The sequence below is a fragment of the Primorskyibacter sedentarius genome (genome assembly GCF_004342065.1).
GTDB classification, from domain to species: domain Bacteria; phylum Pseudomonadota; class Alphaproteobacteria; order Rhodobacterales; family Rhodobacteraceae; genus Primorskyibacter; species Primorskyibacter sedentarius.
On sequence record NZ_SLZU01000006.1, the window covers coordinates 137298 to 159316 of the forward strand.

The window sequence follows — 22019 nt, forward strand, 5'->3', positions numbered from 1 at the left end:
GCCCTGCGAGGGAAAACTCCTATCTGGTCAAGGATGCGGGGGGGCTGTTAGGTGTGGTGCCAACGGGCGGATACACGCCGCCACATCCCGGGAGAACCAAGATGACCACACCTGTAACCGTCAGTTTCCATGCCACCGAGCTGTCTGCCATTGCGGATGCCCAGGGGCGGATCGCGGTGGTGGTCCCGGAGACCGGGCAGCTTGGTCAGGGCGCGCGACGGGTCAACCGGATGACCAAAGGGGCCGTGGCGCGTGCGGTCGCCGGAGAAAAATTCGCCAAGCTGAAAGACGGTCAGGTGCTGAGCCTGGCCTATCCGGCCGGGCTTTCGGTCGAAAGCGTCGACATCCTGCGCCTTCCGCGCAGACCTGACGCCGCATTGGCGCGCAAGGGTGGTGCGGCCTTGTCCCGGGCCGCGGGGGGCGCAGAAATGCTGGTGCTTGCCGACACCACCAAGCCTTCGGCTGAAATTGCATTCGGGTTTTCCCTGCGGAGCTATGCCTTTACCGATCACAAGACGGCAGAGGATGAGCCGCGCGGTGCCCTGACGGTCATGGGGTCGGATCCCGAGACCGCGCGCGAGGCGTGGCAGGCGTTTTCCGCCCTGTCCGAAGGAATCTTCCTGACCCGTGACCTTGTGTCCGAGCCTGCCAATGTGTTGACCACGACAGAGTTTGCCGCACGTCTTGAAGACCTGCGCGATCTGGGGGTCGAGGTCGAGGTACTTGAAGAGGCCGCTTTGCAGGACCTAGGCATGCGGGCCCTGCTATGCGTGGGCGAAGGCTCTGTCAGCCCGACCAAGGTTGTCGTCATGCGCTGGAACGGTGCGGGCGATGATCGGCCGCCGCTTGCGCTGATCGGCAAGGGGGTTGTCTTTGACACGGGCGGCATTTCCCTCAAAGGCGCGGCGGGGATGGAGACGATGACGATGGATATGGGCGGGGCCGGCACTGTCGCGGGCACCATGCATGCCTTGGCCCGGCGACAGGCCCGTGCCAATGTCATTGGCCTTGTCGGGTTGGTGGAAAACATGCCCTCTGGCAGCGCCGTTCGGCCGGGCGATGTTGTGACATCCATGAAAGGCGACACGATCGAGGTGATCAATACCGACGCCGAAGGCAGGCTCTTGCTGTGTGACGTGATGTGGTACGCGCAGACCCGTTTCCGGCCCGCCGCGATGATCGATCTGGCCACGCTTACAGGGGCTTGCATCGTGGCGCTTGGCCACGAAAACGCGGCGGTTTTCTCCAATGATGAAGGACTGGCCGACGGTTTTCTGAAGGCCGCGAGAACCGAGGCCGAGGGCGCATGGCGCATGCCGATGGGGCAGGCCTATGACGACATGATGAAAAGCCCGATCGCGGATATCAAGAACAGCGGCGGGCGACCGGCCGGGTCCATTACCGCGGCGCAGTTTCTGCTGCGCTTCGTTCAGGACGGCATGCCATGGGTGCACCTTGATATCGCGGGGGTGGCGCATGTGCCGCGCGATCTGCCGCTCTCTCCCAAGGGGGCGACTGGCTGGGGTGTTCTTGCGCTCAACCGGCTGGTTGCCGACCGGTTCGAAAGGGACTGAGGACATGGGGAGTCTGTCAGCACGCGCAAGGCGCTTTTTCTGCGGGGGGCGCCGCTGATGGGAGCGGTCTATTTCTATCACCTGACGCAGCGGCCGCTGGAGGCAACACTGCCGCAATTGCTGGAACGCGCCCTTTTGCAAGGTTGGCGAGTGGCCGTGCGCGGGCGGGATGAAGGCCGGATGGGGTGGCTTGACCAGAAGCTCTGGTTGGGGCGCGAGGAGGGCTTTCTGCCGCACGGCTTGGCGGGCGGCCCGCATGAAGCGGCTCAACCGATCCTGCTGACCACGCAGGCGAGTGCTGCGAATGATCCGCAATGCGTGATGGCCATTGATGGCGCCGAGGTCTCGCCACAGGAGGTCATGGCGCTGGAGAGGGTCTGCGTGCTGTTCGACGGGAATGACGGCGAAGCACTTGCCAAGGCGCGCACGCAGTGGAAGGCACTGACAGACGAAGGTTGCGCGGCGCAATACTGGTCCGAAGAAAGCGGCAGGTGGGAGAAGAAGGCAGAGCGCTGAAAACGGCGGATTTAAGGGAGGATCTTGCGGTTCGGAGCGTGCCCGGAAGCCGCGAGAAAGTTGATGCGATACTGAAGCTTCGATCTTTACGGGATTGATTTATATCAGATAGTTCGGCATTCATGCCTAACGTACCAGCACCATTTGCCCACGGGTGATTTCCAGCCGCTCGAACCGTTGCAGGTAGCTCATTCCAAGCAGGGATTGCTGCATCTCGCCACTGTTCACATAGGCCTGAAAACCGGTATCGGTGATGTCGCCCAGCCGAACCTCGCGCAGGCGCACGGGGGCGGTCTGCACCGGTCCATTCGCTGTCATCGCCTGACTGAAATAAGGCAGCTTGGACGGGTCGATCCCGGCCTTTTCGGCATCTTGCCGGGTCAGGACCATGCCGCTGGCGCCGGTATCAACCATGAAACGGATCGGCGCGCCGTTGATTTCCAGCATCATGTAGTAATGACCGTCCGGGGCGCGGGGAAGCTCGATCCGGCCCTCGCTTTCAAACACCATCTGGGCGGGAAGCGCGGTCTGGCGGATGTCGTCCCAAAGCCCCACGGCTGCAATCGTTCCGAGGAAGATGAACCCCCAGGCTGCGAGTTGCTGGACCTTGCGCGTCAGGTTCTGCCGGTTCTGCACGAAGAACCAGAATACAAGGACACCGCCAAGGAGGACCAGATAGATGAGGCTGCCGTAATCAAGGTTTGACATGGCGCCTATATAGGGTTGGTCGCGGGTGAATGACAGGGGTCAGGCGGCAACGCCGAACGCGCGCAGCCCGTCCAGCACGAATTGCACCGACAGCGCGGCCAGCAACATGCCAAGCAGCCGTGTGACCACGGTGATGCCGGTCTTGCCAAGGGCGCGTTCCAGCATGCCAGAGCTGAGAAACAGCACAAAGACCATGGCGATCACGCCAAACATCACCCCGAGAACGGTCGCAAACCCTGCAAGGTCGCTGGTCTGACCCGACAGCAGAATGATCGACGCAATCGCGCCCGGGCCCGCGATGAGCGGGATGGCGAGCGGGAAGACCGACGGGTCCGGATGATCCGGCTCGGCATCCGCCTCACTGGCCTGACCCTCGCGCCTTTTGTTGCGCCGTTCAAACAGCATGTCGAGCGCGGTGAGAAACAGCAAGATCCCGCCGGCGATACGGAAGGCAGGCATCGAGATGCCGATGAAACCCAGCACCGCTTCGCCGAACAGTGCGAACAGGGTCAGAAGGATGGCAGCAATCACGCAGGCGCGGATGGCAACAGCGCGGCGATGCTTGGCATTTGCACCAACGGTCAGCGCGATGAAGACGGGGGTCAGCCCGATCGGATCGATCACGACAAAGAGCGTGGCAAAAGAGGTGATGAGAAAGGCGCTGTCCATGGCCCATAGCCACCACGGGCGGCGCGCAAAGGCAAGAGGGGTTTTTGATCGGGGCGCTGACAAATCCAGGATGCCCCGCGACCGTAATCACAATCTATGTGCCCGCTGCGCAAGGCGCAGGGAGTGTCGCCCCGGATCCCGTCCGGGTGATAGCCGAGGCGAGAGGCATGTTGCCCCGGCCCGATGTATTCGGCCAATGGGGCGGGGGTCAGTTCGCGGTGGTTACAGCTTCGAGCTTTTCCAGCGCGGCGAGCCAAAGGGTTTCCGCACGGGCGAGCGCCTCTTCCACCTCGGCGAATTTGCGGTTCCACACGGCAAGATCGCTGGCCATGTGATCCTCGTAAAGCTTGGGGTCGGCCAGCTTTTCCGACAGTTTGGCTTGCATCTGTTGCAGTTTCTCGACCCGCTCTTCGCATTTGCGAACCTCTGCCCGCAGGGTCACCAGCGTATCGCGGGGCGCGCGTTTGGGTTTCGCAGCCGCCGGTTTGGCAGGTTTGGCAGGCTTGTCGCCAGACAGGAGCAGGCGGCGATAGGAGTCGAGGTCGTCCTCATAGGGTTTGACGGTCCCGTCCGAGACCAGCCAAAGCCTGTCCGCCACCATCGAGAGCAGGTGCATGTCGTGGCTGACAAGCACGACCGCGCCTGAATAGGCCGTCAGCGCCTCGACCAGCGCCTCGCGGCTGGCAATATCAAGGTGGTTGGTCGGTTCGTCGAGGATAAGCAGATGCGGCGCGTCAAGCGTGGCCAGAAGCAGCGAAAGCCGCGCCTTTTGCCCCCCGGACAGTTTGGCGACCGGTGTCTCGGCCTGATCTGCGCCAAGCCCGAACCCCGCAAGCCGCGCGCGCAGTTTGGGCGGCAGAAGACCGGGCAGGGCGCTTTGCAGGTGTTGCAGCGGCGTCTCGTCGACGTGAAGCTCGTCCACCTGATGCTGCGCGAAATACCCGATGCGCAGCTTCGACGACCGCGTGATGGTGCCTTCGCTGAGCGTCAAACGGTCGGACAGAAGCTTTGACAGGGTGGATTTGCCCTGACCGTTCTTGCCCAGCAGCGCGATGCGATCATCCTGATCGATGCGTAGGTTCAGCCGTTTGAGGACAGGCGGGCCGCCATAGCCGGTAACGCCATCCTCGATCCGGATGATGGGCGGGGACAAGGCGTCGGGCTGCGGGAAGGTGAACACGGCGCGTGCCGCCTCTTCCGGCGGGGTGACCATGTCGATCTTCTCGATCATCTTCAGGCGTGCCTGGGCCTGCTTGGCCTTGGAGGCCTTGGCCCGGAAACGGTCGACGAAGCTTTGCAGATGGGCGACCCGGGCGGCCTGTTTCTTGGCCGTCGCGGCGGCCTGGGCACGCTGCGCCGCGCGTTGACGCGCGAACTGGTCATAGGGCCCCTGATAGTAGGTCAGGTTGCGGTCTTCGAGATGCAGAATGCCGCCAACGGCACGGTTCAAAAGACCGCGATCGTGGGAAATGATGATGACCGTGTGAGGATAGCGCGCAAGATAGCTTTCGAGCCAGAGCGCGCCTTCGAGGTCCAGATAGTTGGTCGGTTCGTCAAGCAGCAGCAGATCGGGCCGCGCGAACAGCACCCCGGCCAGCGCGACGCGCATCCGCCACCCGCCCGAGAAATCCGAACACGGCATGCGCTGTTCGGCATCGTCAAAGCCCAGACCCTTGAGGATGGAGGAGCCGCGCCCCTCTGCGCTCCATGCGTCGATATCGGCAAGCCGGGTCTGGATCTCTGCGATGCGCGTGCTGTCGGTCGCGGTCTCTGACGCGGCCATCAGCTCCGCACGTTCGGTATCCGCCGCCAGCACCGTGTCAAGCAGCGAGGTTTCAGAGGCCGGCACCTCTTGTGCCACGCCGCCGATGCGGGCACGGCTGGGCAGCGATATGTTGCCATTGTCCAGCGTGAGTTCACCGCGGATCAGACGGAAGAGGGTCGTTTTGCCCGCGCCATTGGCACCGACAAGGCCAACCTTGTGGCCGTCCGGTATCGTAGCCGTGGCCCCCTCGAAAAGGGGGCGGCCATCGACCGAATAGGAAATGTCCTGAAGTCTTAACATTCCCGCCCCATAGCAGAGGCTTTTGGCGGGTGCGACGCGATTCTTGCCCTCTGGAAGCTGAAAAACGCGTGACGCATGGATTCAGGACGTTGCGACATCGGGCGCCATGGGTGTTCGCAGGCCTTTCCAACCGCGCAGCCCCATGCTATCGCAGCCGCGGATTTACCGGGGCAGGGCGCAAGGCCCGGCCTTTGAACAGGAGCAGATAATGGCCACCGAACGTACACTCTCGATCATCAAACCCGACGCCACCAAGCGCAACCTCACCGGCAAGATCAACGCCAAGTTTGAGGAAGCAGGCCTGCGCATCGTCGCGCAAAAGCGCATCAAGCTGACCAAAGAACAGGCCGGCGTGTTCTATGCCGTGCATGCCGAGCGTCCCTTCTATGACGAACTGTGCGAATTCATGGCCTCCGAGCCGGTCGTCGTGCAGGTGCTGGAAGGCGAAGGCGCGATTGCGAAGAACCGCGAAGTCATGGGCGCGACCAACCCCGCCGATGCCGCACCTGGCACCGTCCGCGCAGAATTTGCTGAATCGGTTGGCGAGAACTCTGTCCACGGGTCGGACGCACCGGAGACAGCAGCGGTTGAGATCGCCTACTTCTTCTCCGGCCTGGAGCTGGTGGGTTAAGACCACGGCTCAGACCGAATGAAAGGGGTCGCATCACAAGGATGCGGCCCCTTTTTCATTCGCGGATTTCTAAGCGATTTGGCCCTCCCCGGGGGGCGCACTTTGCCTGACGAGGCACGGGCGACCTAGGCGGTTGCGTGATGCGCCGTGGTGGCTGTGCCATGCCGGGCATCCACATAATCGCGCAGGAGCGCTGCATTGCGAATGTTGGCTTTGAAGCCGACGTCAAAGAGGTCACCCAGGACGGGCACCAAGCCGATCGACCAATCCAGACCGGAATTGACCGCCATGCGCCCAAGCGTGAATTTTGGCACGCCGGTGCGATGCGCCAGAAAGATAATATAAGCACCCGGCACAAGCGCCAGCGTGTCGCCAACGCCCGGAACAAGGCCGAGAATACTGTCCCATCCCAACCGGATCGGCGTCAGTGGCACGCGGATGGCACTGTCCATGCGGCGGGCCAGCGCCTCGGCCCTGTCGGCCGCGCGCCTGTCAGCCGCCGCATCCGGTGGGCGGTTGGCCACACTCATGCGGCGGCAGGGCCCTTGCGGGCGATCACCCACACGGCGTGGACGATACCGGGGATATAGCCCAGAAGGGTCAGCAGGATGTTGATCCAGAAATGCTTGCCGATGCCGACTTGCAGAAAGACGCCAAGCGGCGGAAGGATGACGGCAGCGATGATACGGATGAGGTCCATGGGGATGGTCCTTTCGGCTGTGTTTCAGTTACCGATAGAACGTGTGGCCCCGGCAGTTTGTTCCCGAATGCGTCGAGACAGTGTCTGGCTCAGCGTTTGGGCCGTTCGACCACGCCGATGGCGTCGAGCGCGGCCTCCAGCGCGGACAGGCCCTTGTCCGTACTGTGCGAAACCTCTTCCTTGAGCGTGTCGAAACGGGTGCGCAGCGCCTCTTTTTCCTTGCCCTTGCAATCGTTCCACGGACGCCCCTGAAGCGCCATATGCAGCACGTAATAGCCGATGAAATGCGCGCGTGTCCCGGATAGCAACATGCGGCGATAGGCTTCATGGGCACCAAGTTTCCGCAGATCCTCGGCCGAGCGTATGCCCGCGCGGGCGCAGGCCTCTTCCACGGCCGGGCCAAGATTGCGGATCGAGGAAATGGGTGTGCTCATGCCCCTGCGCCTTTTGCCAGCAACGCATCGACCGTGTCACTGGAAATACTCTCGCTCAGCTTTGTAAAGCTGCCGTTGCCGAACATCTCTGCCGCAGCGTCGTGGATCAGCCGGTGGGTGGCGCGGGCAAGCGCGGATCCCAGCGACAAACGTGCGACGCCTGCGGCTGCGAACTCTGCCCGCGAATGGGCGGTGAACGGTCCCGCGACAAGGGCGTTGACCGGCAGACGGGTCGCGGCGCAGATGCGTGACAGATCCGCGAAACCGGGCGGCAGCGGGATGTAGACGCAATCGGCGCCCGCCTCTTCAAAGGCTGCGATCCGGCGCAGCGCCTCTTCAAGATCATATTGCCCGTTCATCACCCCGTCTGCGCGGGCGACCAGAACCATATCGCGTGGCAAGGCTCGTGCCGCGGCACTTGCCGCGCGAATGCGCTCTGCCGCGAGGTCAGCCGGGTAGGCGGCAGCATCGGGCGGGGCGGCATCCTCGATCGACAGGCCCGCAAGCCCCGCCTCTGCCGACAGGCGGACGGTTTCGGCACAATCTTCGGGCGCGTCGCCATAGCCATTTTCGAAATCACCAGACACAGGCAGGTTCACTGCCGCCACGAGGTCCGCCGCATGGGCCAGCGCCTCGTCACGGCTGGCCCCCTTCATATCGGGGCGCCCGAGTGTGAAGGCATGGGCCGCTGACGAGGTGGCAATCGCCTGCGCCCCCATCGCGGCCAGCATACGCGTGCTGCCCAGATCCCAGGCATTGGCAAGGATGAACGGATTGCCGGGAATGTGCAGGGCGCGGAATGCGGGGCCGGGATCATGGCGCATGGGCAGGGGCCTCTTGGGTCGTGGAGGATTGGTGATTGCTTCAAGTGGGCCTTGATGCGGCGTCCCTGTCAATCTCTGTCCGCGATTGTCGCCTGAACTTTCTTTGGCAGTTTTGAACGGATCAGATCGTAAGAGGCAAGAAGCCTGTCGCGCAGCTCGTCCTCTTCGGCCAGCCACCAGGGCACCAGAATCCATGAGCGGTGAAAATAGGGCGCACGTTCGGCACGCCCCATTTCGATCAGGAATTGCGCCGTTTCGATATCGGCGGTCTTGACCGACACGCCCAGATCCATCGCGCCGATGCAGGCAAACATCTTGCCACCCAGTTTCCATGCGTCATGCCCACCGCCCCAGGGGTCGGAGACCTCGGCACCGGGCAGGGCGGCACATATGCGGTTGACGATTTCGCGGCTCATACACGTGATCTTGCGGCAGCGTGGCGCATTACTCAACCTCGCTGGCGGAATTGCCCATCAGGTAGCGCGGACCACGCCCCAGCCGCGCCGCGCGGTCCTGGGGGTTGTAAAGCCTGCAGGTCTGCAGCGACAGACATCCGCAGCCGATACAACCATCCAGCTTGTCCGACAGGGCCTGCATCTGCCGGATGCGCTGATCCAACACCCGGCGAAACCGGTTGGCAATACGGGTCCAGTCCGCCTTGGTCGGTGTGCGTTCCTGCGGCAGCGAGGCCATCTGCGCGCGGATCTCGGAAATCGAAAACCCAAGGTTCTGCGCGATCATCACGAAAGACAGCCGCCGAATGTCGGACCCGGCATATCTGCGCTGCCCCGCATCGGTCCGGTCGGGGGTGACCAGCCCTTGCTCTTCGTAGAAGCGGATAGCAGAGGGTGCCAGCCCGGTCCGATCAGAGATTTGGCCGATGGTAAGCCCGCGTCTTTGTATCATGTTGATCCAGAATGAAAGTTTGTCCTTGAGTTAAAGTAATGTTGAGGAACTATCCTGCTGAAGTCAACCAAATGAATGATGAAGGAAAACCCGATGACCCGTCTCGAACATGTCAACGTCACCGTCCCGGATGCCACGGCCACTGCTGCGATCCTGTGCGATCTGCTCAACTGGAAAATCCGTTGGGAAGGGGCCGCGCTCAACGATGGCTGGACCGTGCATGTGGGAACAGGGGACAGCTACCTCGCGCTTTACACCCCGAAAGAGGCGCCGTCCAAGGGCGCGCCACGCCATATCAGCACGGCCGCGCTGAACCATATCGGGATCGTCGTCGACGACCTTGAAGCGATTGAAAAGAAAGTGCGCGCTGCGGGCTACACGCCGCACAGCCATGCGGATTACGAACCCGGCCGCCGCTTCTATTTCGAGGGCCCCGACGGGGTGGAATACGAAATGGTGTGCTACGACTGATCCCGCGCGCCCGCACCGGGCCGCAAGGACCCGGTGCCTCGCCCCCGCGAAAGCCTTTGCATCGCGCCTCGCATTCGGGTAGATCAAACCGTATGAGAACGGCGATCTGTATTTGCGGACCGATTATCACCGGCTGACACGCTCGGCGGGCCGTTCTTCTGTTTCCTCTATGATCCGAAGTTGCTAAGCCCGCCGCGGACCCGCGCGCGAGGACGATTATGACGACGATCAAGCTTTACAACACCCGGACACGCTCGAAAGAGGTGTTCACGCCCATCGATCCGGACAACGTGCGCATGTATGTCTGCGGTCCTACGGTCTACGACCGCGCCCATCTGGGCAATGCTCGGCCCGTGCTGGTTTTCGACACGCTCTACCGCCTGCTGCGGCATGTCTACGGGCCGGATCAGGTGACCTATGTGCGCAACTTCACCGATGTTGACGACAAGATCAACGCGACCGCGCTGGCACGCAAGGAGGCCGGGGCCACAGGCACGCTGGAGGAGCTGGTTCAGGAACGCTCTGACGAGACGATCCGCTGGTATCACGACGACATGAAAGCGCTCGGCGCATTGCGGCCCAACAAGGAACCGCGCGCGACAGAGTTCATTCCACAGATGGTGGCGATGATTGAGGGGCTTATCGCCAAGGGCCATGCCTACGAGGCCGAGGGCCACGTGCTCTTCGCGGTCGAAAGCTATTCCGACTATGGCACGCTGTCGGGCCGCACGGTCGATGACATGATCGCAGGCTCCCGCGTCGAGGTGGCACCCTACAAACGCAACCCGATGGATTTCGTGCTGTGGAAGCCGTCCACGGAGGAACTGCCCGGCTGGGACAGCCCGTGGGGCCGGGGGCGTCCGGGCTGGCATATCGAATGCTCTGCCATGGCGTTCGAATTGCTGGGCGAGACGTTCGACATTCACGGCGGCGGCAACGACCTGATGTTCCCGCACCACGAGAACGAGATCGCGCAGTCGCGCTGCGCGCACCCGTCAGGCGATTTCGCAAAGGTTTGGATGCATAACGAGATGCTGCAGGTCGAGGGCAAGAAGATGTCCAAGTCATTGGGCAATTTCTTCACCGTCCGGGACCTGCTGGACCAAGGCATCCCGGGCGAAGTGATCCGCTTCGTCATGCTCTCCACGCATTACCGCAAGCCGATGGATTGGACGGAGAAGAAGCGGGATGAGGCCAAAGCCACTTTGGACCATTTTCTGAGCGTAGTAGCAGGGAAACCGCCAACGGAAGTGGCGGAAGGCGTATTGGAAGCTCTGGCTGAAGATCTCAACACGCATAAGGCAATCCAAGTATTGCATCGATTGGCTCGCGAGAAAGACGCAGGGGCCCTGCGTGCGTCTCTTCAACTCTTGGGTTTTAATCTTGCAACGCTGAAGAGCGGTTGGGTAGATCCAGCTCGATACGCAGTGCTGGATCGCCTTGAGGAGCGTCTGGTTCGACTGCGCGACCAAGCAATGCAGACAAAGGACTTCTCGCACGTGGACACATTGAAGGCTGCACTTGTCGATGCGGGTGTGGAAGTGCGTATGTCCAAGGCGGGCGTGGAGCTTGTTCCCGGTCCCGGCTTTGATGCGGCGACACTTGAAAGGTTGACGTAAAATGGTCGGGAGGAAAATTGAAACCGGGGGTGGACCAAGCCGTGCCAGCGCCCGTGTCCCAGCAGTAACTCTGCCATGCAGACGTGGGGAGTGTCGTGATGAGCAGTGAGAGCGAAGCGATCGGGAAAGAACGTCTCTACCTCTACGACACCACCTTGCGCGACGGGCAGCAGACGCAGGGGGTGCAGTTCTCCACGGCCGAGAAGTTGCGGATTGCGGCGGCGTTGGACGGGTTGGGGCTAGATCATGTCGAGGGCGGCTGGCCGGGGGCGAACCCCACCGACAGCGCGTTTTTCGACGAAGTGCCCGCGATGCGCGCCACGCTGGTGGCCTTTGGCATGACCAAGCGGGCCGGGCGCTCTGCTGCCAATGACGAGGTGCTGGCCGGGGTGATGAACGCACGCACGCCCTCTGTCTGTCTGGTGGGCAAGAGCCACGAGTTTCATGTGCGCACCGCGCTTGGCATCTCGCTGGAGGAGAATGTCGATAACATCCGCGCCTCGATCGCGCATCTGGTGGCCGAGGGGCGCGAGGCACTGTTTGATGCCGAGCATTTCTTTGACGGCTACAAGTCCAACCCGGGCTACACGCTGGAATGCCTGCATGCCGCAACCGAGGCGGGCGCGCGCTGGATCGTCCTGTGCGATACCAACGGCGGCACCTTGCCGGAAGAGATCGCGCAAATCGTGGGCGAGGTGATCGCGGCGGGCATTCCGGGCACGCGTCTGGGCATCCACACCCATAACGATACGGAAAATGCCGTTGCCGGATCGCTGGCGGCCGTGATGGCTGGGGCGCGGCAGATTCAAGGCACGCTGAACGGGCTGGGCGAACGCTGCGGCAATGCCAACCTGACCTCTCTGATCCCGACGCTGCTGCTGAAAGAGCCCTATGCCAGCCGGTTCGAAACGGGCGTCAGCCTTGACGCGCTGGAGGGTTTGACGAAGGTCAGCCGGATGCTGGACGATATCCTCAACCGGGTGCCGCTGAAACAGGCGCCCTATGTCGGGTCATCGGCCTTTGCGCATAAGGCGGGGCTGCATGCCAGCGCGATCCTCAAGGACCCGACGACCTACGAACATATCGATCCGGGCATGGTCGGCAACCGGCGCGTCATCCCGATGTCAAATCAGGCCGGGCAGTCGAACCTGCGGCGGCGTCTGGCCGAAGCCGGGCTGGAGGTCGCGCCTGGTGATCCCGCCCTTGCGCGCATTCTGGAACGGATCAAGGCGCGCGAATCCGAGGGCTATTCCTACGACACCGCGCAGGCGAGTTTCGAGCTGCTGGCGCGAGACGAGCTGGGGCTCGCGACAGAGTTCTTCGAGGTCAAGCGATACCGGGTGACGGTTGAGCGGCGCAAGAACAAGTATGACAAGATGGTGTCGCTGTCCGAGGCGGTTGTCGTGGTGAAGGTCGATGGCGAAAAGCGCCAGTCGGTCAGCGAGTCGATGGATGCCAGCGGTATGGATCGCGGCCCGGTCAACGCGCTCTGGCAGGCTCTGGTCAAGGATCTGGGGCAATATTCGGCCGTTCTGGCCGATATGCATCTGGTCGATTTCAAGGTGCGCATCACCCAGGGCGGGACAGAGGCCGTGACCCGCGTCATCATTGACAGCCAGGACGGACAGGGGCGGCGGTGGTCCACCGTGGGCGTCAGCGCGAACATCGTGGATGCCTCTTTCGAGGCGCTTCTGGACGCGGTGCGCTGGAAACTTATTCGCGACGCAGGCTGAGACCTATCCGACCGGAGAGGTGGCGCCTCTCCGCCGGGGGAAGGGGTCTATCCAATTCCCACTTTGCACATAGTCGCATCAGGGGCTATGAATAGTGTCATGAGATGTGCGGACTGGTGCAACTCATGACCATCGGATCGGAGGCTGACGCCAGCAGCAGCCTATCCCCCAGGACCTGCATGCTGACGGTTATACGCTCACATGTCGCCTCCGATCCGATGATCTTCCCCCAGCTATCAAGTTCGGAAGAGTAGAGGCCGGGTCTGGTCTTCACCGCAGAGCCATTGTAACCCGCGCAGCATGATGGAACGGGATGCCGATAATGAGCATTGAGGCCTGCGCTGCATTGGTGGAACGCGGAGATCCCTGGCGGTTTGCCTGTGCAATGGCGGCGCCGGTTGCGGCGCGGCGCGTGCTCTTCCCGCTTTATGCCTTCAATATCGAAGTGGCGCGGGCGCCCTGGGTGACGCAGGAAGCCATGATCGCCGAGATGCGCCTGCAATGGTGGCGCGACGCGCTGGAGGAGATCGCATCCGGCGGGCCCGTCCGGCGGCACGAGGTGGTCACGCCTTTGGCAGAGGTTCTGGACCCGGAGGCTGCGCGCCTTCTGGACCGGCTTGTCGAGGCGCGGCGCTGGGATATCTACCGCGACCCGTTCGAGGATGAGACCCATCTGGAACACTACCTTGAAGACACTGCCGCCATGCTGATGCGGGCCGGGGTGCGTGCGCTTGGCGGGAACGATGAAGGCGTGACCGACTATGGCTTTGGCGCGGGGCTCGCCATGTTCCTGCAGGCCGTGCCAGAGCTGGAAGCGCGCGGCCGCGTCCCGCTTGTCGATGGGCGCGAAGCCGCAATCGCGACCTTGGCGCAGGAGGGCCTTGCCCGGCTGAAACGCGGGCGCAAGGCGCTGGCATTGTCAGGGCAGTCGAAGGGAGCATTGTTCCCGGGCGTGACGGCTGCGGCCTTGTTGCGCCGGGTTGCGGCTCAGCCGGGGTTGGTTGCCGCAGGCGCCGTCCAGATGCCGGAGGCCGGGCGCAAGCTGCGTCTTATCCGGGCTGCCGCATTGGGCTGGGTGTAACCCACGCGGGACAGGGGCCGTGTCAGGCGTGCTCTGTCTCGTCGCCGGGACGCAGGTACAGCCAGATCAGCGCCGCACCCGCCAGCGCCAGAAAGGGCACCATGGCGATGTTGACCGCAGACCAGCCCTCTTGCGCGGACCCGCCAGAGCAGTTCATCAACCCGCCCGAGGCAAGTGAGGCGAAGGTCACGCCGCCAAACACCAGCAGATCATTCAACCCCTGCATCCGCCCGCGTTCATGCGGCTCATGCGCGCCTGCCAGCATCGAGGTGGCCCCGATGAAGCCGAAGTTCCAGCCGATGCCCAGAAGGATCAGCGCGATAAAGAAATTCTCCAGCCGGACGCCCTGCAGCGCCACGGCGCCTGCGGCTGCGAGGATCACCAGACCGGCGGCCACGATCTTTTCCACACCGAAGCGGGCGATCAGGTGACCGGTGAAGAATGACGGCAGGAACATGGCGAGCACATGGGCCGTCACGATATCGGCCGCATTGTCCTTTTCAAACCCGCAGCCCACGACGGCCAGCGGGGTGGAGGTCATCACGAGGTTCATCAGCGCATAGCTGACCATGCCGCAAATCACGGCGACGGCGATGCGGGGTGTCGCGATCAGCTCCCACCGCGAGCGGCCCTTGGGCGCGTCCTCTTCGGGCACCGGTGGGCGCGGGATGTCGAGAAACAGAAACAGAAGCGATCCCAGTATGTTGATCGCCACGACCGCGACATAGGCCCCCAGAAAGGACGCCACCCGCGCGTCGGGCGACTCGAACATGCCATCGGTCAGCTTGACCAGCTGCGGGCCAATGACGGCCGAGGCCAGACCGCCCGCCATGACATAGGAAATCGCTTTCGGCCGGTAGGCGTCAGAGGCGGTATCGGCTGCGGCAAACCGGTAAAATCCCTGCGCTGACATGTAAATGCCCGTCAGGAGCGAGCCGAGCAGGAAGATCGGAAAATTGGCAAGGTAAAGCCCCAATGCGCCAACGGCCCCCCCGGCAGCGCCGCCTGCAGCCCCGATAAAGAACCCGGCCCGGCGCCCGAAACGCTGCATCGCCCAGGAAATGGGCGTGGCCGTCAGCATTGACCCAAGCACGATCAGCGAGATCGGCAAGGTCGCATAACACAGGTTGGTCGCCAGCGATTGCCCGGCAAGCCCGCCAATGGTGAAGATCATCGGCATCTGTGCGCCAAGGATTGCCTGCGCCAATGCGAGGACAATGACATTGCGCTTTGCGCGGGAGTCGGACTGCAGCGTTTCCATGCCGTTTCGGTAAGCGGTCATGCGGCGGGCTGCAAGACCGGATCGCGGGAATTCGGCTTGGCCATTCGCCGCAGTCTGTGCAACACCTTCCGGGGACATCCCGGAGGGCAGATGACACAACAGGCAGAAGCAACCGGGCAGGGCGTGGGCCGGATCATCCGGTCGGATGCCTGCGTGGCCGAAGGGGCAGCGTGGCTGGCAAAGGCGGAACCGCGCTTTGCGTATGCGCTGGAGCAGGTGGCACCCCTGCCATTGCGGCTGCGTCCCGACGGGTTTGGGCAGCTGCTGTCGGCAATTGTCAGTCAGCAGGTCAGCGTCGCGTCTGCCCGTGCGATCTGGGCCAAGCTGGAGGCGGCCGGTATGGTCACGCCCGAAGCTGTTCTGTCAGTGACAGAAGAAGATCTGCGCGGCATCGGCCTCAGCCGCCAGAAGGCGCGCTATGCCCATGCGCTGGCCGAGGCACGGATTGATTTTGACGCGCTGCGGGACGCGCCCAACGATCAGGTTGTCAAAGAGCTGACGGCAGTGACGGGCATCGGCGTCTGGACGGCAGAGATCTACGCGATGTTCTCTCTGGGTCGCGCGGATGTGTTTGCCCCCGGTGATCTGGCCTTGCAGGAGGCCGCGCGAATTCTGTTCGATCTGCCTGTCCGTCCCAAGGAACGCGACCTGCGCGAGATGGCGCGCGCATGGTCCCCCTGGCGATCGGTTGCAGCCCGCACGCTCTTTGCCTACTACCATGTTGCAAAGGACAAAGAGGGATTGGCATGACACGCGTACTTCAGGCCGGACGCAAGGAACCACTTTCGGGCGAGGCGCGCTCGGTCGTCGTCTTCCTGCATGGCTATGGCGCCAATGGCGCGGATCTGCTGGGACTGGCCGATCCGCTGAGCGAACACCTGCCGGACACGCTGTTCGTGGCCCCTGACGCGCCAGAGGCCTGCGCAGGCGCGCCGATGGGGTTTCAGTGGTTCCCGATCCCGTGGATCGACGGATCCAGCCAGGAAGAGGCCGAGGTCGGAATGCAGGCGGCGGCAGAGGATCTGAACGCTTTTCTTGACGCGCTGCTGGTGGACGAGGACATGCTGCCCGAGCAGATGGTCCTGTTCGGCTTTTCCCAGGGCACGATGATGGCGCTGCACGTGGCGCCGCGGCGCGAGGATCCGGTGGCGGGGCTGGTTTGCTTTTCCGGCCGGTTGCTGTCGCCGGAACTGCTGGAGGACGAGACCGTCAGCCGCCCGCCGGTGCTGCTGGTGCATGGCGATGCCGATGAGGTCGTCCCGCCGCAATCGCTCCCCGAAGCAGCCGAAGCCTTGCAGAAGGCCGGTTTCAAGGAAGTGTTCGCCCATATCATGAAGGGCACCGGACATGGCATTGATCCCGATGGTCTTGGCGTGTCGCTGGCCTTCATGCGGGACAAATGCAGCCTGTGACCCTGCGGTCAGAGGCGCTGCACCTTCAGATTGGCTGCTGCCAGAGTTTCTGTTCTGCCAGTTCGACGGAATTTCCGTCCGGATCGCGCACATAAATTGAGCGCGCGCCATTGGGCCAGCGAAAATCCGCCTCGATTTCGACCCCCGCCGTTTCCAACCGGGCCCGCCAGTCATCCAGCGCTGGCCCCGGGACCGCAAGGCATACATGGCCGTCACCAAGCGCGCCATGGGGCGGCACCGGGCGGTCAGGATTGCCCGGCGGCTTGACCGTCTCGGACGGGTTGAAGACGAGCAAAACGCCCGTCCCGACACGGAAGAACACGTTGCGGTTCTTGTCCCGAACAATCCTCTCCAGGCCCAGAATGCCGTTGTAAAACCGCTCTGCCGCATCCAGATCCGCGCAATAGACCGCCGCCTCCAGCAGGTGGGAGGGGGCGGCAGCAAAGGGAAGCGGATCATCGGCCATAGGCCCAGTCTAGCAGATCGCCTTGCACGGAAAAAGCGCCCCGAGCGCGCGGCGATGGCCATTGGCCCGGGCTTGTCCGGGGTGTCATATCATTGTCAAGACGTGCCGCTATGTTCGGCGCAACACCCCCAAGTAGCGGGGCTTGCGCGTTGCCGCCCACGAGATATAGTGGTGACAGGCTTGGGCGGTCGGCGCTGCTCCGGTGGTTGGAAGAGGGACTGACAGAGCAGGAGACGAAGTGCAGATGCAGGCCGAATTCAGAACCCATTTCGTAAGGGAATCCGGTGCGTTGAAACAGCATCCCGCCTTGGTGCTGAACGCGGATTACCGGCCCTTGTCCTACTACCCTTTGTCTTTGTGGCCGTGGCAAGACGCGATCAAGGCTGCCTTCCTCGACAGGGTCGATATCGTGGCCGAATATGACGAGGTGGTGCGAAGTCCTTCGATGTGCCTCAAAATCCCCAGCGTCGTTGTCCTCAAGGATTTCGTCAAACCCAGAAAGCGCGTGGCCTTCACGCGCTTTAATCTTTTTCTGAGGGACGAATTTCTTTGCCAGTATTGCGGATCGAAGGGCGATCTGACCTTTGACCACGTGGTGCCACGTGCGGCGGGCGGGATCACGAGCTGGGAAAACGTTGTTGCCGCCTGTGCGCCCTGCAACCTCAGGAAAGGGTCCAAGTCGCTGCGCAATGCCGGGCTTTCCTTGCGCAAGCCACCCCGGCAGCCGGGGGCGGAGGAATTGCGCAACATGGGCCGCCGTTTCCCGCCCAACCACTTGCACGAAAGCTGGCTGGACTTCCTTTACTGGGACGCAGAACTGGACGCCTGAGCAGGTATCGCGCGGCTGGGCTTGGACCGTCGGCCGCCCGCGGACCGGCTGTGCCGTTTCTTTGATCAAGTGGTCGTGGATTTCGCCTGACACGGACGGTCTGCAACGGGTCGGGGCCAAATTTTGATCTGCACATCCGCGTGTTACGTATTGTTAAGACAACAATACAGGACAGGCAGTTGAGCGACACTTCCCCCATCATCCTCTGGTTTCGCCGCGATCTTCGGCTATCGGACCATCCCGCGTTGCACGCCGCCTGTAAAACAGGACGGCCGGTCATTCCCGTCTTCATTCTGGATGATCTGGTGGAAGGGCTGGGTGCGGCCCCGAAATGGCGGCTTGGCCTTGGTGTGGAACACCTGTCGCGCACCCTTTCCGACAAGGGCAGCTGTCTGATCCTGCGACGTGGCGCAGCCATGGATGTGCTGCAAGAGTTGATCGGCCAAACCGGCGCGGGTGCGGTCTATTGGACGCGGGCCTATGATCCCGACAGCATGGACCGCGACAGAAGCGTCAAAGCCCGGTTGAAAGAAGACGAAATCGAGGCGCGGAGCTTTGGCGGACATCTGATGTTCGAACCCTGGACGGTAGAGACCGGGCAGGGCGGGTATTACAAGGTCTACACACCCTTCTGGAAGAATGTGAAAGACCGCAATGTCGAAGCGCCCCTGCCAACACCGGGACAGATCCCGGCGCCGGGTAGCTGGCCCGAAAGCGACGCGCTTGGCGACTGGCAAATGGGCAAGGCGATGCGGCGCGGGGCGGAGATCGTCCGCCCCTATGTGCGCCTTGGCGAAAGCGCCGCGCAATCCCGGCTTGGGGCTTTCATGGCGCAGCGCGTGGCCGACTATACCGATGATCGCAACCGCCCGGACATTGACGGCACATCCGGGTTGTCAGAAAACCTTGCCCTTGGCGAGATCAGTCCGCAGCAATGCTGGCACGCGGGCATCCGCGCCCGCGAAGAGGGCAAGCGCGGCGCAGAGACCTTCCTCAAGGAACTGGTCTGGCGCGAATTTGCCTATCACCTGATGTATCACACGCCGCGCATCCTGACGGGCAACTGGCGCGAAGACTGGGACGCCTTCGCGTGGAACGAAGACGAACGGCGTGCCGAGGTACAGGCGTGGAAACAGGCCCGCACCGGCATTCGCTTTGTCGATGCCGGCCTGCGCGAGATGTATGTCACGGGGCGGATGCACAACCGCGCCCGCATGGTCGTGGCCAGTTATCTGACGAAACATCTGATGAGCCATTGGAAGATCGGGTTGCGGTGGTTCGAGGACTGCCTGATCGACTGGGACCCGGCATCGAACGCGATGGGATGGCAGTGGTCGGCGGGCTCTGGCCCCGATGCCACACCCTATTTCCGCGTCTTCAATCCGGTCACACAGCTGGACAAGTTTGACCCCAAGGGCGCCTATCAGCGCGCGTGGATCGCAGAGGGGCAAAGCACCCCCCCGGATACTGCGTTAAGTTATTTCGATGCCGTGCCCCAACGCTGGGGATTGTCGGCCGGGGACAGCTACCCTGAGCCTGTTGTTTCAGCATCTGACGGTCGCCAGCGTGCGCTTAATGCTTATGAAAACAGGGGCTTCTGACGCTTTCGTCAAAATTTCTTGCCTCATGGGGCCCCACAGCCCTAGCTTATTTCCCGTAATTGAATGCCGGACCCCCAATGATCCTGACCACGACACAGAACCAGACCAACCTGCCGCGTTACTTTTCCCGGGTGTTCGACATTGCCCGGGGCATGAACCGGGGCCGGATCGATTTCGTCCTGCCGGATGGGCGTGTGTTTCGGGCGGAAGGCAAGGTGCCGGGCCCGGTGGCACAGCTCGACATCCACAACCCCGATATCTTTGCGCGGCTGATCCGCGATGGGGATCTGGGGTTTTCCGATGCCTATCTGGAGGAATGGTGGAGCACGCCCGACCTGATGGCCTTCATGGATCTGATCCATGCTGACAATGACGTTCTGTTTGACGGCTTCCCCGGCATGGGGCTGGTGCGTGCCTTTGAACGTGCGCGGTTCTGGCTGCGGTCAAACTCGCGCCGTCAGGCGAAGAAAAACATCGCCCATCACTACGACCTTGGAAACGATTTCTATGGGCTGTGGCTGGACGAGACGATGACCTATTCCTCGGCCCTATTCGAGACTGGGCAGGAAAGCATGGAGCGGGCACAGATCGCCAAATATGCACAGCTTGTGGATCAGATGGGCGCGAAACCCGGCGACCACGTGTTGGAGATCGGCTGTGGCTGGGGTGGTTTTGCCGAATATGCCGCGAAAGAGAGGGGCTTGCGGGTGACGGCGCTGACAATCAGTCGCGAACAGTTCGATTATGCGCGCGACCGCATCGCGGCGGCGGGCCTGTCGGACATGGTAGAGCTGAAGTTGCAGGATTACCGCGACGAGACCGGCACCTATGACGGCATCGCCTCGATCGAGATGTTCGAGGCTGTGGGCGAGAAATACTGGCCGGTCTATTTCAACACGGTTCGTGAACGGCTGAAGCCGGGTGCCAATGCCACGCTGCAGATCATCACCGTGCAGGACAAACGCTGGGACGTGTACCGCCGCGGCGTGGATTTCGTTCAGAAACATATCTTCCCGGGCGGCATGCTGCCCAGCCCGATGGCCTTGCGGTCCGAGGTGGAAAGGGCCGGGCTGAAGATCGCCCGCTCGGTCGAATTTGGCGAGAGCTACAGCCAGACGTTGCGGCGCTGGCATGATACGTTCAACGCCCGCTGGGAGGAGATTTCACAGCTTGGATTTGATGATCGGTTTCGGCGGATGTGGAACTTTTACTTGACTTCCTGTGCCGCGACCTTTCACAGCGGCAATTGTGACGTGACCCAGATAACCCTGACAAGACCCGCCCGAAGCGCGCAGCCTTGACCCGCTGAGCGAGCACCCGAGCGGCGGGAATTTTCACAGGATGCCGAAAGTATTTCTATGACATCGCTCTTCTTCTACGGCAGCCTGCGCCATGTGCCGTTGCTGGAAATCGTGCTCGGCCGGGCGGCAAAGGGCATCGACTCGCAGACCGCTTTCCTGCCGGATCATTCCGTGCGTGCCGTGACCGAAGGCCCGTTCCCGATGCTGCTTGCAGAGCCGGGGGCGCAGGCCAGGGGTTTGCTGGTGCGGGGCCTTGACGCCGAAGATATCGCCCGGCTGGATTTCTACGAGGCCGGGTTTGATTTCGACACGCGGGTGATGCCGGTCGAGACAGATACCGGCCCCGTCCCGGCGCAGGTCTACATTCCGGTAGAGCGTCGCTGGACGCCGGGCAGCATCTGGTCGTTGCAGGAATGGGTCGATCAGTGGGGCCAGCTGAGCTGCGATGCCGCGCGCGAGGTGATGGCGCGCTATGGCCACGCGACGCCGCAAGAGATCGGCACGCTCTTTCCCTTCATCCGCTCGCGGGCCTGGGCGCGGCAACTGTCAGCAAAACCGGCGCCGCAGACGCTGCGCGCGGACATGACGGCGCGGGATGTCGAATTCACCGCAGAACGCCCGGGCTATGACGGCTTTTTCCGGATGCGGGCGTTTTCCCTGCGGCACCGGACCTTTGATGGCGGCTGGAGCGAGGTCATGGACCGCGAGGCGTTTGTTGCCTTCGACGCCGCATTGGTGCTGCCCTATGATCCGGCCACCGACCGTGTGCTGTTGATCGAACAGATGCGGTACGGCCCCCTGATGCGCGGCGATCCGGCGCCGTGGGTTCTGGAGCCCGTCGCGGGGCTTGTCGATGCCGGCGAGACGCCAGAGGAGTGCGCCCGGCGCGAGGCCGAGGAAGAGGCCGGCATGACGCTGGGGCGCATGCTGCCCATGCCCAAAGTCTATGCCTCGCCCGGTTATACCAGCGAGTTCTTCCACTGCTTTCTCGGGCTGTGCGATATGGGCACCCGAGAGGGCGGTTTGGGCGGGCTGGATACAGAGCATGAAGACATTCGCAGCCATGTGATCAGCTTCGATGCGGCGATGGCGCTGCTTGATAGCGGAGAAGTGAATGCAGGCCCGCTTGCGATGATGCTGCTGTGGCTGGCGCGCGAACGGCCAAACTTGCGCATTGGACACACCAGCCCGGGTTGA

Annotated in this window: 24 protein-coding genes; 13 read left to right on the plus strand and 11 right to left on the minus strand. The window is 62.7% G+C overall.

What is annotated here, in order from left to right; all coding sequences use genetic code 11:
- The first annotated feature begins 101 nt into the window (after positions 1–101).
- Together EDD52_RS10860 and EDD52_RS10865 are read left to right on the plus strand one after the other, a co-directional pair.
- Positions 102–1574: a leucyl aminopeptidase gene (locus EDD52_RS10860; protein WP_132244773.1), complete on the plus strand. Its 1473-nt coding sequence runs from the start codon at positions 102–104 to the stop codon at positions 1572–1574.
- Between the two features lie 57 nt (positions 1575–1631).
- On the plus strand, positions 1632–2090 hold the full coding sequence (locus tag EDD52_RS10865) for a DNA polymerase III subunit chi (RefSeq protein WP_132244775.1): 459 nt from the start codon (positions 1632–1634) through the stop codon (positions 2088–2090).
- A gap of 126 nt (positions 2091–2216) precedes the next feature.
- On the opposite strand, the gene EDD52_RS10870 is transcribed toward EDD52_RS10865, so the two are convergent.
- From EDD52_RS10870 to EDD52_RS10880, 3 genes are all read right to left on the minus strand, one after another.
- Positions 2217–2798: a retropepsin-like aspartic protease family protein gene (locus EDD52_RS10870; RefSeq protein WP_132244782.1), complete on the minus strand. Its 582-nt coding sequence runs from the start codon at positions 2796–2798 to the stop codon at positions 2217–2219.
- A 39-nt stretch (positions 2799–2837) separates the two neighbouring features.
- On the minus strand, positions 2838–3467 hold the full coding sequence (locus tag EDD52_RS10875; protein WP_132244784.1) for a MarC family protein: 630 nt from the start codon (positions 3465–3467) through the stop codon (positions 2838–2840).
- A 208-nt stretch (positions 3468–3675) separates the two neighbouring features.
- Positions 3676–5532, minus strand: coding sequence for an ABC-F family ATP-binding cassette domain-containing protein (locus EDD52_RS10880; RefSeq protein WP_132244786.1), 1857 nt, complete (start codon positions 5530–5532; stop codon positions 3676–3678).
- Positions 5533–5740: 208 nt separating this feature from the next.
- On the opposite strand from EDD52_RS10880, the gene ndk reads away from it, so the two are divergent.
- A complete protein-coding gene (gene ndk / locus EDD52_RS10885; RefSeq protein WP_132244788.1) occupies positions 5741–6163 on the plus strand; it encodes a nucleoside-diphosphate kinase in 423 nt (140 codons plus the stop codon).
- A 125-nt stretch (positions 6164–6288) separates the two neighbouring features.
- On the opposite strand, the gene EDD52_RS10890 is transcribed toward ndk, so the two are convergent.
- The 6 genes from EDD52_RS10890 to soxR all read right to left on the minus strand — a co-directional run bounded on the left by EDD52_RS10890 (position 6289) and on the right by soxR (position 9027).
- The gene (locus EDD52_RS10890; RefSeq protein ID WP_132244790.1) at positions 6289–6693 is read right to left on the minus strand and encodes a DUF4112 domain-containing protein; all 405 of its coding nucleotides are present in this window, start codon (positions 6691–6693) and stop codon (positions 6289–6291) included.
- Positions 6690–6863, minus strand: coding sequence for a YqaE/Pmp3 family membrane protein (locus tag EDD52_RS10895; protein WP_132244792.1), 174 nt, complete (start codon positions 6861–6863; stop codon positions 6690–6692). Before EDD52_RS10895 ends, EDD52_RS10890 begins: the two co-directional genes overlap by 4 nt.
- An 89-nt stretch (positions 6864–6952) precedes the next feature.
- Positions 6953–7297, minus strand: coding sequence for a TfoX/Sxy family protein (locus EDD52_RS10900; RefSeq protein ID WP_132244794.1), 345 nt, complete (start codon positions 7295–7297; stop codon positions 6953–6955).
- Complete coding sequence (locus EDD52_RS10905; RefSeq protein ID WP_132244796.1) at positions 7294–8121, minus strand: isocitrate lyase/PEP mutase family protein; 828 nt, start codon at positions 8119–8121, stop codon at positions 7294–7296. Before EDD52_RS10905 ends, EDD52_RS10900 begins: the two co-directional genes overlap by 4 nt.
- Before the next feature lie 68 nt (positions 8122–8189).
- On the minus strand, positions 8190–8537 hold the full coding sequence (locus EDD52_RS10910) for an MmcQ/YjbR family DNA-binding protein (RefSeq protein ID WP_132244797.1): 348 nt from the start codon (positions 8535–8537) through the stop codon (positions 8190–8192).
- Between the two features lie 28 nt (positions 8538–8565).
- Entirely contained in the window at positions 8566–9027 is a 462-nt protein-coding gene (soxR, locus tag EDD52_RS10915; protein ID WP_132244799.1) for a redox-sensitive transcriptional activator SoxR, read from the minus strand.
- 93 nt (positions 9028–9120) lie between these two features.
- Between soxR and EDD52_RS10920 the strand changes: the two genes are divergently transcribed.
- The 4 genes from EDD52_RS10920 (at position 9121) to EDD52_RS10935 (ending at position 13931) form a co-directional block, all read left to right on the plus strand.
- Complete coding sequence (locus tag EDD52_RS10920; RefSeq protein WP_132244801.1) at positions 9121–9498, plus strand: VOC family protein; 378 nt, start codon at positions 9121–9123, stop codon at positions 9496–9498.
- A gap of 218 nt (positions 9499–9716) precedes the next feature.
- Positions 9717–11117 carry a cysteine--tRNA ligase gene (gene cysS, locus EDD52_RS10925; RefSeq protein ID WP_132244808.1) on the plus strand — a complete coding sequence of 467 codons (1401 nt, stop codon included), beginning with the start codon at positions 9717–9719 and terminating at the stop codon, positions 11115–11117.
- 98 nt (positions 11118–11215) lie between these two features.
- Positions 11216–12850, plus strand: coding sequence for a citramalate synthase (gene cimA, locus EDD52_RS10930; protein ID WP_424449912.1), 1635 nt, complete (start codon positions 11216–11218; stop codon positions 12848–12850).
- Positions 12851–13172: 322 nt separating this feature from the next.
- Positions 13173–13931, plus strand: a complete 759-nt coding sequence (locus tag EDD52_RS10935; RefSeq protein WP_132244810.1) for a squalene/phytoene synthase family protein — start codon at positions 13173–13175, stop codon at positions 13929–13931.
- A gap of 22 nt (positions 13932–13953) precedes the next feature.
- Here EDD52_RS10935 and EDD52_RS10940 read toward each other — a convergent pair whose 3' ends face one another.
- Complete coding sequence (locus EDD52_RS10940) at positions 13954–15213, minus strand: MFS transporter (RefSeq protein WP_424449913.1); 1260 nt, start codon at positions 15211–15213, stop codon at positions 13954–13956.
- A gap of 90 nt (positions 15214–15303) precedes the next feature.
- Between EDD52_RS10940 and EDD52_RS10945 the strand changes: the two genes are divergently transcribed.
- Positions 15304–15963, plus strand: a complete 660-nt coding sequence (locus tag EDD52_RS10945; RefSeq protein WP_132244812.1) for a DNA-3-methyladenine glycosylase family protein — start codon at positions 15304–15306, stop codon at positions 15961–15963.
- Positions 15960–16625 carry an alpha/beta hydrolase gene (locus EDD52_RS10950; protein ID WP_132244814.1) on the plus strand — a complete coding sequence of 222 codons (666 nt, stop codon included), beginning with the start codon at positions 15960–15962 and terminating at the stop codon, positions 16623–16625. Before EDD52_RS10945 ends, EDD52_RS10950 begins: the two co-directional genes overlap by 4 nt.
- A 25-nt stretch (positions 16626–16650) precedes the next feature.
- Here EDD52_RS10950 and EDD52_RS10955 read toward each other — a convergent pair whose 3' ends face one another.
- The gene (locus tag EDD52_RS10955) at positions 16651–17091 is read right to left on the minus strand and encodes a VOC family protein (protein WP_132244816.1); all 441 of its coding nucleotides are present in this window, start codon (positions 17089–17091) and stop codon (positions 16651–16653) included.
- Between the two features lie 244 nt (positions 17092–17335).
- On the opposite strand from EDD52_RS10955, the gene EDD52_RS10960 reads away from it, so the two are divergent.
- From EDD52_RS10960 to EDD52_RS10975, 4 genes are all read left to right on the plus strand, one after another.
- The gene (locus EDD52_RS10960) at positions 17336–17920 is read left to right on the plus strand and encodes an HNH endonuclease (protein ID WP_132244818.1); all 585 of its coding nucleotides are present in this window, start codon (positions 17336–17338) and stop codon (positions 17918–17920) included.
- A 179-nt stretch (positions 17921–18099) separates the two neighbouring features.
- Positions 18100–19521: a cryptochrome/photolyase family protein gene (locus EDD52_RS10965; RefSeq protein WP_132244820.1), complete on the plus strand. Its 1422-nt coding sequence runs from the start codon at positions 18100–18102 to the stop codon at positions 19519–19521.
- 77 nt (positions 19522–19598) lie between these two features.
- Entirely contained in the window at positions 19599–20822 is a 1224-nt protein-coding gene (locus tag EDD52_RS10970; RefSeq protein WP_132244822.1) for an SAM-dependent methyltransferase, read from the plus strand.
- A 57-nt stretch (positions 20823–20879) separates the two neighbouring features.
- The gene (locus EDD52_RS10975; protein WP_132244824.1) at positions 20880–22019 is read left to right on the plus strand and encodes an NUDIX domain-containing protein; all 1140 of its coding nucleotides are present in this window, start codon (positions 20880–20882) and stop codon (positions 22017–22019) included.

Excerpts from the sequence above, each read along its gene's own strand:
- cysS (WP_132244808.1), top strand. The coding sequence starts at position 9,717 with ATGACGACGATCAAGCTTTACAACACCCGGACACGCTCGAAAGAGGTG.
- ndk (WP_132244788.1), top strand. The coding sequence starts at position 5,741 with ATGGCCACCGAACGTACACTCTCGATCATCAAACCCGACGCCACCAAG.
- EDD52_RS10945 (WP_132244812.1), top strand. The coding sequence starts at position 15,304 with ATGACACAACAGGCAGAAGCAACCGGGCAGGGCGTGGGCCGGATCATC.
- EDD52_RS10890 (WP_132244790.1), bottom strand. The coding sequence starts at position 6,693 with ATGAGTGTGGCCAACCGCCCACCGGATGCGGCGGCTGACAGGCGCGCG.
- EDD52_RS10870 (WP_132244782.1), bottom strand. The coding sequence starts at position 2,798 with ATGTCAAACCTTGATTACGGCAGCCTCATCTATCTGGTCCTCCTTGGC.
- EDD52_RS10905 (WP_132244796.1), bottom strand. The coding sequence starts at position 8,121 with ATGCGCCATGATCCCGGCCCCGCATTCCGCGCCCTGCACATTCCCGGC.
- EDD52_RS10880 (WP_132244786.1), bottom strand. The coding sequence starts at position 5,532 with ATGTTAAGACTTCAGGACATTTCCTATTCGGTCGATGGCCGCCCCCTT.
- EDD52_RS10970 (WP_132244822.1), top strand. The coding sequence starts at position 19,599 with ATGATCCTGACCACGACACAGAACCAGACCAACCTGCCGCGTTACTTT.
- EDD52_RS10950 (WP_132244814.1), top strand. The coding sequence starts at position 15,960 with ATGACACGCGTACTTCAGGCCGGACGCAAGGAACCACTTTCGGGCGAG.
- cimA (WP_424449912.1), top strand. The coding sequence starts at position 11,216 with ATGAGCAGTGAGAGCGAAGCGATCGGGAAAGAACGTCTCTACCTCTAC.
- EDD52_RS10860 (WP_132244773.1), top strand. The coding sequence starts at position 102 with ATGACCACACCTGTAACCGTCAGTTTCCATGCCACCGAGCTGTCTGCC.
- EDD52_RS10955 (WP_132244816.1), bottom strand. The coding sequence starts at position 17,091 with ATGGCCGATGATCCGCTTCCCTTTGCTGCCGCCCCCTCCCACCTGCTG.
- EDD52_RS10940 (WP_424449913.1), bottom strand. The coding sequence starts at position 15,213 with ATGACCGCTTACCGAAACGGCATGGAAACGCTGCAGTCCGACTCCCGC.
- EDD52_RS10935 (WP_132244810.1), top strand. The coding sequence starts at position 13,173 with ATGAGCATTGAGGCCTGCGCTGCATTGGTGGAACGCGGAGATCCCTGG.
- EDD52_RS10900 (WP_132244794.1), bottom strand. The coding sequence starts at position 7,297 with ATGAGCACACCCATTTCCTCGATCCGCAATCTTGGCCCGGCCGTGGAA.
- EDD52_RS10865 (WP_132244775.1), top strand. The coding sequence starts at position 1,632 with ATGGGAGCGGTCTATTTCTATCACCTGACGCAGCGGCCGCTGGAGGCA.
- EDD52_RS10910 (WP_132244797.1), bottom strand. The coding sequence starts at position 8,537 with ATGAGCCGCGAAATCGTCAACCGCATATGTGCCGCCCTGCCCGGTGCC.
- EDD52_RS10975 (WP_132244824.1), top strand. The coding sequence starts at position 20,880 with ATGACATCGCTCTTCTTCTACGGCAGCCTGCGCCATGTGCCGTTGCTG.
- soxR (WP_132244799.1), bottom strand. The coding sequence starts at position 9,027 with ATGATACAAAGACGCGGGCTTACCATCGGCCAAATCTCTGATCGGACC.
- EDD52_RS10895 (WP_132244792.1), bottom strand. The coding sequence starts at position 6,863 with ATGGACCTCATCCGTATCATCGCTGCCGTCATCCTTCCGCCGCTTGGC.
- EDD52_RS10920 (WP_132244801.1), top strand. The coding sequence starts at position 9,121 with ATGACCCGTCTCGAACATGTCAACGTCACCGTCCCGGATGCCACGGCC.
- EDD52_RS10960 (WP_132244818.1), top strand. The coding sequence starts at position 17,336 with ATGCAGGCCGAATTCAGAACCCATTTCGTAAGGGAATCCGGTGCGTTG.
- EDD52_RS10875 (WP_132244784.1), bottom strand. The coding sequence starts at position 3,467 with ATGGACAGCGCCTTTCTCATCACCTCTTTTGCCACGCTCTTTGTCGTG.